At 36.1% G+C, this 14,851-nt stretch carries 9 protein-coding genes and 1 tRNA gene; all 10 read right to left on the bottom strand.

Annotation, left to right across the window (positions count from 1 at the left end; genetic code table 11):
• Window positions 1-28 precede the first annotated feature (28 nt).
• On the bottom strand, window positions 29-1,906 hold the full coding sequence (locus tag LV89_RS17895; RefSeq protein WP_109744295.1) for a cytochrome c oxidase subunit I: 1,878 nt from the start codon (window positions 1,904-1,906) through the stop codon (window positions 29-31).
• 36 nt (window positions 1,907-1,942) lie between these two features.
• Entirely contained in the window at window positions 1,943-3,049 is a 1,107-nt protein-coding gene (locus LV89_RS17890; RefSeq protein ID WP_109744294.1) for a cytochrome c oxidase subunit II, read from the bottom strand.
• A 164-nt stretch (window positions 3,050-3,213) separates the two neighbouring features.
• Window positions 3,214-4,542, bottom strand: a complete 1,329-nt coding sequence (locus LV89_RS17885) for a quinol:cytochrome C oxidoreductase (protein ID WP_109744293.1) — start codon at window positions 4,540-4,542, stop codon at window positions 3,214-3,216.
• Window positions 4,543-4,640: 98 nt separating this feature from the next.
• On the bottom strand, window positions 4,641-5,261 hold the full coding sequence (locus tag LV89_RS17880; protein WP_109744292.1) for a c-type cytochrome: 621 nt from the start codon (window positions 5,259-5,261) through the stop codon (window positions 4,641-4,643).
• A 124-nt stretch (window positions 5,262-5,385) separates the two neighbouring features.
• Window positions 5,386-5,910, bottom strand: a complete 525-nt coding sequence (locus LV89_RS17875; RefSeq protein WP_109744291.1) for a DUF3341 domain-containing protein — start codon at window positions 5,908-5,910, stop codon at window positions 5,386-5,388.
• 76 nt (window positions 5,911-5,986) lie between these two features.
• Entirely contained in the window at window positions 5,987-7,396 is a 1,410-nt protein-coding gene (gene nrfD / locus LV89_RS17870; RefSeq protein WP_109744290.1) for an NrfD/PsrC family molybdoenzyme membrane anchor subunit, read from the bottom strand.
• 42 nt (window positions 7,397-7,438) lie between these two features.
• A complete protein-coding gene (locus LV89_RS17865) occupies window positions 7,439-10,519 on the bottom strand; it encodes a TAT-variant-translocated molybdopterin oxidoreductase (RefSeq protein ID WP_109744289.1) in 3,081 nt (1,026 codons plus the stop codon).
• Window positions 10,520-10,663: 144 nt separating this feature from the next.
• A complete protein-coding gene (locus tag LV89_RS17860; protein WP_109744288.1) occupies window positions 10,664-11,875 on the bottom strand; it encodes a cytochrome c3 family protein in 1,212 nt (403 codons plus the stop codon).
• A 447-nt stretch (window positions 11,876-12,322) separates the two neighbouring features.
• Window positions 12,323-14,575: a TonB-dependent receptor gene (locus tag LV89_RS17855; protein ID WP_109744287.1), complete on the bottom strand. Its 2,253-nt coding sequence runs from the start codon at window positions 14,573-14,575 to the stop codon at window positions 12,323-12,325.
• Between the two features lie 188 nt (window positions 14,576-14,763).
• A tRNA-Cys gene (locus LV89_RS17850) sits at window positions 14,764-14,834 on the bottom strand.
• Window positions 14,835-14,851: the final 17 nt, after the last annotated feature.

Here is a 14,851-nt window from a genome sequence, read left to right as displayed (position 1 = left end):
TATTCTCAATTTTAGAGGTATTTATTTCTTAGTGACTATAAGCAGAATTCTGAATATCTAATAGTCCTTCGATTTCTTTTTCGTTAGCAATTTCTTCATTTTCTTCTGGGAAGTTCGACTCAGGAGTTGCTGAATATGGCACGTTCTGAGGAATGAAATCTACTGAAGAACCTGGCTTGCTATAATCGTAAGGCCAACGATAAACTGCTGGAATTTCGCCTGGCCAGTTTCCGTGAATACCTTCGATTGGAGCAGTCCACTCTAAAGTAGTTGAGTTCCATGGGTTTTGAGGAGCTCTCTTTCCTTTGAAAATTGAATAGAAGAAGTTTACCGCAAAAATTGCTTGTGCTAAGAATGTTAAAATAGCCGCAATTGAAATAAACATATTCATATCTACAAAAGCTTCCATTCTTCCATTTCCTAAAGCAGTAAATGAATAATAACGACGTGGGAAACCTGCTAAACCGATGTAGTGCATTGGGAAGAACACACAATAAACACCAACGAAGGTAAACCAGAAGTGAATATAACCTGCGTTTTTATTCATTGTTTTTCCAAATAACTTAGGGAACCAGTGATATACACCTGCCATTAATCCGAAGAATGATGCCGCACCCATTACTAAGTGGAAGTGAGCAACTACGAAATAGGTATCATGAAGGTTAATATCAAGAGCAGAGTTACCTAAAATGATACCTGTAAGACCTCCTGAAATAAATAACGAAACCAAACCAATTGAGAACAACATGGCAGGAGTAAAGATGATATTTCCTCTCCATAGTGTTGTAATGTAGTTAAATGCTTTTACTGCTGACGGTACTGCGATAATCAATGTTAAGAACATGAATACAGAACCTAAGAATGGATTCATACCTGTTACAAACATGTGGTGAGCCCAAACGATAAACGCTAAACACGTAATACCCATCATTGAACCAATCATCGCACGGTAACCAAAAATTGGCTTACGAGAATTTGTTGCAATGATTTCAGAAGTAATACCTAATGCAGGTAATAATACGATATAAACCTCAGGGTGTCCTAAGAACCAGAATAAGTGTTGGTAAAGAATTGCTGAACCACCAATGTTTGGTAAAGCTTCACCTCCGATATAGATTTCTGATAAATAGAATGATGTACCAAAGCTACGGTCAAAAATCAATAATAACGCTGCTGATAATAATACAGGGAATGATAATAAACCTAAGATAGCAGTAAAGAAGAATGCCCAAATAGTTAATGGTAATTTAGTAAATGACATTCCACGTGTACGTAAGTTAATTACTGTACAGATATAGTTGATACCGCCCATTAATTGAGAAACGATAAACAATGCCATACTTGATAACCATAATGTCATACCCAATCCAGAACCCGGCATTGCTTGAGGTAATGCACTTAATGGAGGATAGATAACCCAACCACCTGATGCTGGCCCTGTCTCAATAAACAATGAAGAGAACATGATGATTGATGCTAAGAAGAAGAACCAATACGAAAGCATATTGATAAACCCTGAAGCCATGTCTCTTGCACCAATTTGTAATGGAATCAGGAAGTTTGAGAATGTTCCTGAAAGACCTGCTGTCAATACAAAGAATACCATTACAGTACCGTGCATTGTTACAAGTGCTAAATAGAATTCTTTTTCCAATTTACCTTCAACAATCCACTGACCTAACACTGGTTTTAACCATGTTAAATCCATATTAGGAAAACCTAATTGTAAACGGAAGATAACTGACATTGCACCCCCGAAGAATGCCCAAATGATACCTGAAATTAAATACTGCTTTGCAATTGTCTTGTGGTCTTCTGAGAAGATATACTTCTGCACGAATCCCAGCTCGTGATGCTCATGTTCGTGGTCATGAGTGTCTGTTGCGTGTAGTGTTGCAGTTGCCATAATTTATTGTTATTTATTCTATGTTGAATCTTAAAATTATCTCAATGATGTTGCTGCGGCTGGTGTTGCACCACTCGCTTGTGTACTATCTGGTGTTGCCGCAGGAGCTTCAATATACTTCTGTGCTTTACCTTTTAGCTTTTCTGGAACTTTAGCTAAGAAATCTGGATTTTGTGTCAAAAAAGGTTTTTGTTGTTTGCACCAAGTAGCATAATCTTCTGGTTCATCAACAAATACAGTAATTGCCATACCAAAGTGACCACTTCCGCAAATTTCTGTACAATTTAATTTGTAGTTAAAATCTGGGTTACCAGTTATATAACGCATTTCATCAGTTGTCTTATTTGGAACAAACCAGAATTTAGTTGGCATACCTGGTACAGCATCCATTTTAACACGTTGGTAAGGTAAATATACCGAGTGCAAAACATCTTGAGCTTTAATCTTCAATAATACAGGAACTCCCTTTGGTAAGTGCATTTCGTTTGCAGTGAAATCATCAAATGATTTTTCATCTGTAAAGTCAATACCCACTGAGTTAGTAGCATCAATTAACTTATAGTTATTATTCCCTAATTTGTTGTCATCATTACCAGAGTAACGAACATACCAACCAAATTGGTGACCTGTCACTTCAATTACAACCGCATTATCTGGAGCTTGTGAGGTAATGTCTCTCCAAGTTCTCCAACCTGTGAATACTAATACAGCCATCACAATTGCAGGAATCACTGTCCAGATTAACTCTAACTTGTGGTTAACAGGATAAAATGTTGCAATGTATCCTTTCTTGTGACGGTAGATAAATGAGAATATAAATAATAAAGCATTTGTAACAAAAAATGCAAAAGTGATAACTCCCATTGAAACCCAAAACATTTGGTCTGTTTTTAAACCATGTTCTGAAGCCGCAACAGGTAGCAAATCTGGTCTTGAATACAAGAATGACCATGCTGCCCCAATTGAACCTAACACTAAGAATACAATCATACCGATTGCATTTGCATTATTTGCTCCATCTAATGGTGTATCTTGGTCTTGTTCAGTTCCTTGAATACCTTTTGAAAGAGACATACTCTTACTGACAATCATGATTGCCAATACTAAGAATACTACCGACAAAAGACCTATTAAATATGTCATTTTATTAGCTAATTTTTGGTTATAAATCTTTTTTAAATTTCACCTGAATATTCAAGTGTCATACTTCTGTTTACTCTTCTATAAAAAAACGTTCAATAAAAATGTTTTTAGGAATATGTTATTTTATAGAAAATAATTGGTTGCCATTAGGCAACCAATCAATATTAGATATCGTGGTGAAGAGCTTCTTCCAAGAATGGGTGATTTTTAGCCACTAAAGATGCTTTCGTCAATTGTGTTGATACAACGTAGATAAATGCTGATGCAAATACTGTAACCATTCCAAATTCTACTAATCCAAATCCGCCATTAGGTCCTAATGTACCCGGCATAATCATTTGGTAGAAATCAAGGTAGTGACCTACAATAATAAATGAACAAGCAATTTTTAAGAATATGGCTGTACGCTTAGCGTCACGAGTCATTAAGATTAAGAAAGGGAAAAAGAAGTTAAATACAACATTCATTATTTCAGTAGCCTTATAAATCTTGTTATGACCTTCCCAACGTTCTAAGAAATAGATAGTTTCTTCAGGGAAGTTTGCATAGTAAATTAACAGGAATTGTTCAAACCAAACGTAAGTCCAGAAGATTGAGAATGCAAACATAAATTTACCCAAATCATGTAAGTGGTTAAAATTTACATATTGCATATAGCCTTTATCTTTCAACAATAAGACTGTTAAAGTAATAGTTGCTAAGCCAGTTACATGCCAAGAAGAGAACATATACCAACCAAACATTGTAGAAAACCAGTGTGTGTCAATTGACATAACCCAGTCCCATGCAGACATTGAACTTGAAATACCCATTACAACAATGAATCCTGTTGCAATTTTTACCATTGAATAGAAATTTTCATTTCCGCCATTAAGGTCTTCTTCCAATGATTTTTTACGCATCCAATTCCAAAGAACTAACCATAAAGCAAAGAATGTAACCATACGTCCTAAGAAAAACCATTTGTTCAAATAACCAGATTTTCCTGCGATGATTTTATCGTAATGTTCACTTCCTTTATCAGTTATACCATGGTGCATCCAGTGGAAAATTACGTCTCCCTTAAACAAGAAAACTAAAATCAATACTGTACCTGTAACAACTAAAAATGGAGGAAATGCTTCTGCTACTCTTTTTACTACTGAAGACCAACCTGCTTTGGCTAAGTATTGAATTGATACGAAGAACATACCAATTACTGAAATACCAGTAAAAAATACACCATTTAACCAAAGATTGGCCCAAATACGGTTTGTCCAGTCATAGTCTCCGTGGTGAGCCACTGCACCACCAGAAAGGTGTTCGCCATGCTCTGCACCGTGTTCAGCAACAGCGTGTGCGGCTTCGTGGTCTCCACGAGATAACAAATAGATTCCTACAACAAGTGCTACTAATCCTGCTAAGAAAGCAAAAATAACTCTTTTGCGACCTTCTGCCGTGAACTCAAAATGTTCTTCGACATTAGATGGGGAAAAATGTGAATGTCCCGCCATTATAATTTGAAAATTTTATAATTTGAAAATAACTGATATTGATTAGCAAGTTAACATTTAGTCAAGTAACAGTCGTTACTTTTCTTTGCCATCATGTATTATTGTTGCTGTAATTGATGTACGTAAAGAACGATTTTCCAACGGTCAGCAGAAGAAATTTGTGAACCATGAGCCCACATACGACCTTTACCATGTGTAATAGTATGATAAATATGACCGTCATTAAGAGTCTTCAAGGCATCTGATGAATAAACGGGTACCCCTTTGTACATTTTAGCTACTGCTCCATCTCCTTTACCTGTTTCACCATGACAGTGCATACAAAATCTTTCATATTGAGCTTTTCCAGCTTCAAGATTTGATTCTGTTGGTTCGTAAGGGTTTGTCAATAAAGCTTCTGAAGAAGCCATATCTCCAGATTTGATATTACGAGAGATTAATTCCATTTGAAGTAAATCACCATCAATAGAGTCACTTTTAGCTTCTTGTCCGTAATATTTACGAGGAACAGTCCCTTTTACTGGCAAACGCATATTCATTCCATGAGGATTGATTGTGTTTGTATCTCCATCAGTTTGCGAAAGAGGTTCATATCCAACTGAATGATACATATTCGGTGCAAATTCTGTACCCGAATCGTTATGTTTGTCTCCGCAAGATGTCATTGCCAAAGCAACGATTCCAGTTAGCAAAAGACCTTTTGTTTTATTGGTAAACATAATTTTGATTATTAGTCGTAAGTCATGTTAGGAATTAGTAATAGGGATTGGGGATTAGGGAAAAAGTTATATTACTTATAACTCTCGACCTTATAACTCATACCTTATACCTTATACCTATGAACTAAAATTGTTTAACATTTACTTCGATAGCACCAGATGCTCTTAAAATAGATTCGATTTCTGCCTCAGTTTTTTTATTATTAGCCATGTTTACAGCCATAATAAATCTATCATCTGTACTTCTTAAATCGAATGTTCTTGGTTGTTTACCTGGCCATAAGCTATTTGATACTAAAAATGTACCAACCATACCGAAGGCTGTAAATAATACTGTACCTTCAAATGAAACTGGAATCCAGTCTGGCAATGCAAAGAAATCTTTACCTCCAATAATCATTGGCCAGTCGAAGACCATTGTATAGTTTATTAGGGAAAAGATACACGTTAAACCCAAACACCCAAACAAAAAAGCTGCAATTGGAATACGTGTACGTGGATGACCGATTGCTACATCAAGTCCGTGAATTGGAAAAGGAGTATATACTTCTTCAATTTTTACACCACTGTTTTTAACTTCTGTCACAGCATGTAATACTTCCTCATCATCGTCGAAAACTCCTACTAAATATCTTTCTGTTGAATCCATTTTTTTATTTTTTTTATTTAGCAATCAGCCATTGACTATTTTGTTTTAATAGCCAATGGCTGAGCTTCGATATATCTTAATGAACTGTTTCTTTTGATTTATCTCCAGATGATTTCTTCTTTGCTGGGAAGTTTGTCGATACACCTCTCATTACTGATTTTACCTCAAACATGTTGATTACTGGTAAGAATTTAGCGAATAAGAAAAATAATGTAAAGAATAATCCGAAAGAGAAAATATAATCACCAATATCATACATTGTTGGTGTAAACATCGCCCATGATGATGGAAGATAGTCACGGTGTAATGAAGATACAATGATTACAAAACGCTCAAACCACATACCAACGTTTACTACTACAGAAAGTATAAATGATACTAAAATGCTTTGACGAATCTTTTTGAACCAGAATAATTGTGGAGAGATTACATTGCAAGTCATCATCATCCAATATGCCCACCAGTAAGGACCAGTTGCACGGTTAATGAAACAGTAAGACTCATATTCTACTCCTGAATACCAAGCAATGAAGAACTCCGTTAAATAAGCAATCCCTACAATTGAACCTGTAACTGTTACGATGATATTCATCATTTCAATGTGTTCAATAGTAATGTAATCTTCTAATTTGAATACAACACGAGTAATCAATAAAAGACTTTGTACCATGGCAAATCCTGAGAAAATCGCTCCAGCTACGAAGTACGGAGGGAAGATTGTCGTGTGCCATCCTGGGATAACAGACGTTGCAAAGTCCATCGATACAATTGTGTGTACTGACAATACAAGTGGCGTTGAGATACCTGCTAAAATTAATGAAACGTATTCATAACGAGCCCATGTTTTAGCAGAACCATTCCATCCTAAACTGAATGCTCCATACCAAAATTTAGATGCTTTTGTTTGAGCTCTATCACGGATTGTTGCTAAGTCTGGAACAAGACCTAAGTACCAGAATACTAATGATACTGAAAGGTAAGTCGAGATTGCAAAAACGTCCCATACCAATGGTGAGTTGAAGTTTACCCATAATGAACCAAATGTATTTGGTAATGGTAAAGCCCAGTGAAATAACCAAGGACGACCCATGTGAGCCAAGATAAACGATGCTGCACAAAGAACGGCAAAAATTGTCATTGCTTCAGCAGAACGGTTAATAGACGTTCTCCATTTTTGACGGAATAATAATAATACGGCTGAGATAAGCGTACCAGCGTGACCAATACCTACCCACCATACGAAGTTGGTGATGTCCCATGCCCAACCTACGGTTTTATTTAAACCCCATACTCCAATGCCTTGCCACCAAGTGTAGCCTAAGCAATAAGCACCGTAAGCGAATACTAAGCAAGATACTCCAAAAGCGATTTTCCACTCTTTGGTAGGTTCGCCTTCTACTTGCTTACAAATATCATTTGTAACGTCATGATAAGATTTACCGCCTGAAACAAGGGTTTCTCTTATGGGTGATACTACGTGCGACATATATTTTTTAATTAAAAATTTAAAATCAAAATTATTTACAACCTATGCGTGTTCTTTATGTTCAACAGCAGCTTCTTCTTTCTTTACTTTTTCATCCTTATTACGGATTTTAACTAAATAAGAGATATTTGGCTTTACGTTGATTTCTTCAATTACACCGAAGGCACGTCCTTTGTGTTCAGCTTCTAATAATTTAGAGATTTCTGATGTTTCATCATTCATATCCCCAAAAGTAATAGCATTTGTAGGACAAGATTGTGAACAAGCTGTTTGGATATCTCCATCTTTCGGTCTTCTCTTTTCCTTCTTAGCTTCTAATTTACCAGCTTGAATACGTTGAACACACATTGAACATTTTTCCATTACCCCACGTGAACGAACTGTTACATCTGGGTTAATCACCATACGACCTAAATCGTTGTTGAATTGGAAATCATATTCATCTGTTTGATAATAACGGAACCAGTTGAAACGACGAACTTTATATGGACAGTTGTTAGCACAATAACGAGTACCAATACAACGGTTATAGGTCATTTGGTTTAATCCTTCTGAAGAGTGAGTTGTTGCTAATACAGGGCAAACAGTTTCACAAGGTGCGTTATTACAGTGTTGGCAAAGCATTGGTTGGAATACAACTTCTGGGTTTTCTGAAGCATATTCTAATCCTTTTACATCTTCAACGTCTGCATCTGAAGAATAATAACGGTCAATACGCATCCAGTGCATTTCACGACGGTTAATAACTTCTTGACGACCAACTACTGCAATATTATTTTCAGCGTTACAAGAAACAACACAAGCTGAACAACCTGTACAGGTGTTTAAGTCAATGACCATTCCCCATGCGTGATTGTTGTATTTATGACCATTCCATAATGAAATATCGGTAGCTGTTTTCTTACCTTCAGCCGTAGAGATTTCTGGTTTGAAACGACCCGCCTCAACATTTTTCTTATAAGCACTCAATACTGTTTCTTGTACTACTGCCTCACGAGCCATAACGGTATTGTGAGTTTGTGTACGTGCAATCTGAGCAGACTTTCCTGTTGCTTTTACTTGAACATCTCCTGTATTTGAGAATGCTATATTACCATTGATAACTGATGCAAATGGATATATGTTTGCTCCAACTTCATTAGCTGATTTTCCAGCCTTTGTGCGTCCGTAACCAATTGCAATGGCTACGGTATCATTAGCTTGTCCTGGTTGAACAATGAACGGTAATTTAACAGATTTACCATTTACTGAAACTTCAACTTCGTGTGTGTCTAATTCAATTTCTTGGTCTAAGCCTAATTTCTTGGCAGTTGCTAAAGAAACCATAGCATAGTTACCCCAACAAGCTTTTGATACTGGTTCTGGGCATTCTTGTAACCAAGGGTTGTTAGCTTGTGAGCCTGTACCCATAATTACTTTTTCGTAGATTGCCAATTCCATTTTATCAGAATTAGCTTTGTAATTCTTAGAAATAGAAACGACTGCATCTGCTAAACCTGTTTGAGGAACATTGAAAGAAGCACTTGCACCTGGTTCATAAACACCATCATGTAGTGCTTTAGACCAAGCAGATTTTCCACCTAAAGTAGAAGACCAAGCATTTTCAAGATAAGTAGCATAATCTCCATTCAATCCAGCCCAAGTTAATAAACTTGATTGTGCTTGACGAGTTTTGAAGATTGTTGAAATGGTAGGCTGAGTAAATGAGAAGAATCCTCTTTTTGGCTCTGCATCATTCCATGATTCTAAGTAATGAGAATCAGGAGTGTTATATTTACAAAGTGACCCTGTTTCATCAGCACGGTCATTTGTAGAAATTGTTAATCCAATTTTTGGTAATGCTTCAGCTAATTCAGCTCCACGTGGGTGGTTATAAACAGGATTAGCATTATAGAAAATTACTGCACCAATTTGACCTGCTTTTGCTTCATTGATAAATGAAGTCATTTCTGCATCAGAACCTTGTCTATAATTAGAAGGCATTCCTGCATCAATAGTATTACCATAAGCTCCCAACATGGCATTGATTGCAATCACAACTGTTTGTACTGCTGGGTCATTTGAACCAGAAACTACAATGGAAGCTGCTTTTGTAGCCACTAAATCTGAAACAGCTTTGTCAAAGTGGTCTATTTTGATAGAGGCACCTCCAATCGGAGTAGCTCCTAATTTTGATGCAAGAGCATTATAAAGACTTGTTACAACTAATCCTTCTTGTGATGGTTTGTAAGTTGAACGGTAGTCCGCATTAGCTCCAGTCATAGACATAATTGACTCAAACTGATAATGGCGAGACATTTCTTTATTTCCACCCTCAGCAGAGCTTACTCTACGAGTTTTTGCCCATTGTTCTGAGAATTCATCTGCTGCAAGCCAAGTACCTAAAAAATCAGCACCAATTGAAACAATAGTTTTTGCTTTGCTAAAATTATAGCTTGGCAAAATTCCTCCATTTGCTTGAATTAGACCTGATACAGAATTAGCATCATAAGTTACTAATTTCGTAGTCGGGTGTTTTGCAATAAACTCACTAATAACTTTTTTTGTAGTCGGAGAAACGATTGTATTTGATACAATTCTGATTTGACCACCACGAGCAGAAACTTTCCCTAACTCTGCAATAATTTCTTTATCTGTTGTTGCCCAGTCAGAAGGTTTACCTCCAATTGTTGCACCTTTTAATTTTTCGTTATCATAAAGGCTCAATACTGACGCATGAACTCTTGCTGATATACCTTTTGTAATTGAAGACATTGGGTTGACTTCAATTTTGATTGGACGACCCTCACGAGTTTTTACTAATACTGATGCGTAATCACCTCCGTCAATGAAAGTGGAAGCATACCAGTTAGCAATAGTAGGTTCAACGTCTTCTGGCTTATTTAAGTATGGAATTGCCTTTTTAACAGGTGCTTCGCAAGCTGCTAATGCTACGGCAGAAACTCCAAAACCTAAAACCTTTAAGAAGTCACGACGAACTGTGTTTGTTCCATCGATTAACGCTTCTCCTTTTTCATTTTCAGATGGAGCATCGCCAAATTCACGATGTGCATATTTTACAAACTCTGCATTGTTTGTTAACTCCTCAATCCCTCTCCAATACCGTTTTGTATTATTTTCCATATTTGTAATATGTGATTAGCTTTTTTAGCTTCTGGCTCTTGGCTTTCGGCAATTGGCTTTTTTTGTAATGTCTTGATTAACTGTTTTGCTTTTGGGATGGTCATTTACTAATCACCATTCTCCAAGCACTAATTCACCAATTTATTAATAGTGACATTTAGAACACTCTAAACCTCCAATGTTTTGTACTTTCAAAGGTTCTTTGTGATCTTTACTGTGTAATTCTACTAATTTATCATAGTAAGCATTACCTTTTGTATTCACATCAGTTTTTCTATGACAGTCAATACACCATCCCATTGTTAATGTAGAACGTTGTTGAACAACTTCCATTTTAGCAATATCTCCATGGCAATTTGAACATTCTAATCCTCCAACATTTGTGTGTTGTGAGTGATTAAAATAAGCCAAGTCAGGAAGGTTGTGCACACGAACCCATTGAATTGGTTCATCCTTTTCAAGAGAACGATAAATTTTCTGAATTTCAGGAGATTCACGCTTGATTGAATTATGACAGTTCATACAAATGTTTGCAGAAGGAATGTTTGCACCTTTTCCTTTGTAAACACCTGTGTGACAGTAGTTACAGTTGATTTGATACTGTCCAGCGTGAAGTTTGTGAGAGAATTGAATCGGTTGCTCTGGAGCATATCCTTGGTGAATACCTACACCATAGGCAGCATCAATAGTAGCTTTACCAATCAATAAGGTGATTAACAATGCAGCTCCAGTTTTGAATGCACTATTAGCAGCTAACTTCTTTCCATTTTCTGCAAGTCTTTTCAATAATGGAACATTTTGAGCTTCCGCTGCATCAGGAGAAATACTTGCTAACTTAGAAAGGCTTGATACAATTGATAATAATGCAATTAACACCAATACCATAATTAATAACAATGCTACCATAATGTACTGCATCATACCACCATTTGAAGAACCTTCAGCGGGAGCAGCACCAGCCGCAGGAGCAGCACCGTCAGCCGCAGGAGCTGGAGCCGCCGCCGCTTGAGCATCAATATAAGCAACTACACTTTTGATTTGTCCTTCCGAAAGACTCGGGAAAGCACTCATTTGTGTTTTGTTATACTTGTTGAATAAATCAACAGCATATTTGTCTCCAGAGGCAATAACAGCTTGTGGGTTATGTACCCATTTTACAAGCCAGTCGATAGGTCTTCTTTGACCAATACCTTTTAATCCTGGACCTATCACTACTTCATCAGTTGCGGCGTGGCAAGACGTACAATTGTTTTTGAAAATTTGTTCACCCTCAGCAGGATCTTGAGCCTTCACACTAACGACTGAGGCGAAGAAGCCTAAAACTGCCATTAAAGCAACAATTTTCAAGCGTTTCATGGTTATCATAATCGTTTTATTACAGAACATTTATATAAAATTACGCTAATTAAATTCAATTTTTTGTCAAAACTTATTTTCTTTCTAAGCGAGCAACAAGAATTTTTTACTTGAAAAACTCAAATTTTACACTTTTTCGGGTTACAAAAGTACAATTGGAATATTTACGAACCAATTAAATTATTGTGCAATTTTAGAAGTTTTATACTCTTTGGGAACTATTTAGATTTTTTCTAATTTAGAATGTCAAAATGTTTTTATTTTATGCAGAAACAATTGGATAATATTGAGAATAAGTTTGAAAAATAATATTTCACACAAAAATACAAAATGAACTTATGTAATTGATATTTTACATAAGGTTTAAAGCTGTTGTTTTGAAATTTTGTTTAAATGAAAGTTTAGTTCTTCATTTTTGAGTTACCACAAATAAAGAAGTAAAACTTTTTAAAACGAAATACTAAAGCTTATTCGTCCAAATAATGGAGTGCCGGGGGTGAAGTGTATTTCTTCAATAGGGGTTGCCTCGTTTTGTAATCTACTCTCAGTATTAAATTGGGTTTCTTTCCATTTTACATTAAATAAATTTTGAATCGATAAACCAATGGCATATTTGTTTTTTGTATAATTGAGCTGTAAATCATTTACGAAATATCCTTTAGCTATAACTGTGTTGTCTTCATTAGCGGGACGGTTTGCAATATATCTATACCTTAATGAACCGCTGAAGCCTGAGGAGTTTTGCAAGGAAAGTCCTCCCGTAGTTGTGAAAACTGGAGCAAGTGGTAAATAGTTTTTCCCTGATTCTGCATCTAAGGAGCGGGGTGTTGCCGTATTTAAATCAGCATCAAAATAAAGGAGTTTTGATATTTGATAACGTAAGGAAAGGTCAATTCCATAACGTCGAGAACGCCCACTTGCTTCAACCACTCCTTCGTCTCCAACATATATAAATTCTTGAGCCGACAACAAATACCACAAAGCCGTATTGATAAGAAGTTTAGGAAATGGCTTGAAAATCGCTCCAAAATCTGAACCGTAAGTAGGAGCTAAAGTATTAATGCCTGTTTGGGAAACAACGGTTCTAATATCGTTTGAGTGAAATCCTTTTCCTGTATTAAGATATAGTTGTAATTGTGGATTGAAGGTATAATAAAAATTTAGTTTTGGCGAAATAATAGTAGCATCTGCTTTAACATGAGTTGAGGGAGAGGGTAGCAAATCTTCGTATTTATTTCGGAAATAGTCTAATCTGATACCTGCATTAATAGTAAATTTTTCATTAAATTTTATTAATTCATCTGCATAAATGGCAGCATTTACTTCATTGATATTGCCAAACTTCAATCTTTCAGTTGTAATTGTACGGTCTTTGGTTCTGGATAATTCTGTACCATTGGTAATATCTTGACGAAATTGTAGTCCAAAGGTTGTAGTCCAATCAGTTTTTCCTATGGTTGTGTTTGTTGAATAGCTACCATTGTATCCAAATAAATTACGTTTTTCTTTTTGGCGGATTTGGTCGCCATTGATACTATCACTCAAGAAAAAGGTAAAATTTGAATAAAGTTCAAAATTATAATTACTATAAAAGAATTGATTTTTAATAATATGGTTTTGAGGAGTAATTGTAGTAAACTGAGCATTGAAGTTTGTTCTACTTGTTTCGCCTCCTTCGGTTGGGTCGATAGAACCAAAAAAGCCAATTAATCCTGATTCGATTGCTCTATCTGGAATTTGTCCCGAGTGATTCCATTTACTCCAAAAAGTTGAGCCTGTTAAGGTAAGGTTGGTGTTTGGCGTAATATGTCCATGAAACTTACCAACGAGATTAATTCTTTTAAAGTTTTGAGGATTTTCAAAATATGAATTTGTATAAGAATATTCTGAAGCGAGATAAGCAGATTGATTTTTAGCTTTCCCTTTTTTTCCCAATAAATCAAGTCCACCCACTGCCCTAAAAGAATCATATTGACCACCTTCTAATTTTAAGAAAGAATGGTCAATACTATTACGAGTTCGGAAATCCACCCATCCTGCCGTCGCCAAATTACCTTTTTCAGCATTATACGACCCTTTTTTGAAATCCACGCCTTGAATTAATTCTGGAATAACAAAATGTAAATCTGCGTAACCTTGTCCGTGTGCGTGCGAAACCATGTTAACAGGCATTCCGTCAACGGTCAACTTTATATCCGTTCCGTGGTCGAGGTCAAAACCACGCAAGAAAATCTGTTCGGCTTTTCCACCGCCTGCGTGTTGCCCGATAAATAAACCAGGAACCATCCGCAAAACTTCCTGAGAATTAGTAATTGGACGTAATTTAATATCTAAACTACTAATCAATTGCTGGTCGTGCGGGCGTTGTGAAGGCACGATAATTTCCGTTAATTCTACCGATTTATAACTCAATAATACCTTAACAAAGGTGTTTTGGTCATCATTAATCACAGCTTTTGTTACTTGTGTTTTATAACCGATATGGGAACATTCAATTTTATAGGGAGCTTCGGGTAAGTTTTCAAAGCGAAATTGTCCCAACTCATTCGTTAAAACAACCTTATTGAACCCAGTTAATTGTACACTTACGCCTTGTATGGGCAAGTTTGTTTTTTCATCATAAACGACTCCTGTGATGTTTCCTAAATGAGCAAAAGCTTTTGTGGAAAAAAGAATTAAGAAAAGTATTAAATATTTCATTGTTGATGTTATTTATTTTTTGAACTCAAAGATATTAGAGTATTATATGACAAAAAAATAAGCCCAAATATTTTCAAGGTATTTTAGCATACAACAGTTTAGTGGAATTTATTGTTGAGAGGATATAAAAGAGAGGCGTTTTAAGTAGAAAATAAAAAAGCTCCTAAAAGATTAGGAGCTTTTAGATGAGGTCTCGAGCGGATTCGAACCGCTGTGGAAGCTTTTGCAGAGCTCTGCCTAGCCACTCGGCCACAAGACCATCTTATTTATTGAATG

Source organism: Arcicella aurantiaca (assembly GCF_003148625.1).
Lineage (GTDB): Bacteria > Bacteroidota > Bacteroidia > Cytophagales > Spirosomataceae > Arcicella > Arcicella aurantiaca.
The sequence above is the reverse complement of the archived record's forward strand: the minus strand, read 5'-3'. Positions and strand labels throughout refer to the sequence as shown.

Coding starts and splice junctions, on each gene's coding strand:
- LV89_RS17890 (WP_109744294.1), bottom strand. CDS start 3,049: ATGACATATTTAATAGGTCTTTTGTCGGTAGTATTCTTAGTATTGGCA.
- LV89_RS17875 (WP_109744291.1), bottom strand. CDS start 5,910: ATGGATTCAACAGAAAGATATTTAGTAGGAGTTTTCGACGATGATGAG.
- LV89_RS17865 (WP_109744289.1), bottom strand. CDS start 10,519: ATGGAAAATAATACAAAACGGTATTGGAGAGGGATTGAGGAGTTAACA.
- LV89_RS17880 (WP_109744292.1), bottom strand. CDS start 5,261: ATGTTTACCAATAAAACAAAAGGTCTTTTGCTAACTGGAATCGTTGCT.
- LV89_RS17855 (WP_109744287.1), bottom strand. CDS start 14,575: ATGAAATATTTAATACTTTTCTTAATTCTTTTTTCCACAAAAGCTTTT.
- LV89_RS17895 (WP_109744295.1), bottom strand. CDS start 1,906: ATGGCAACTGCAACACTACACGCAACAGACACTCATGACCACGAACAT.
- LV89_RS17860 (WP_109744288.1), bottom strand. CDS start 11,875: ATGAAACGCTTGAAAATTGTTGCTTTAATGGCAGTTTTAGGCTTCTTC.
- nrfD (WP_109744290.1), bottom strand. CDS start 7,396: ATGTCGCACGTAGTATCACCCATAAGAGAAACCCTTGTTTCAGGCGGT.
- LV89_RS17885 (WP_109744293.1), bottom strand. CDS start 4,542: ATGGCGGGACATTCACATTTTTCCCCATCTAATGTCGAAGAACATTTT.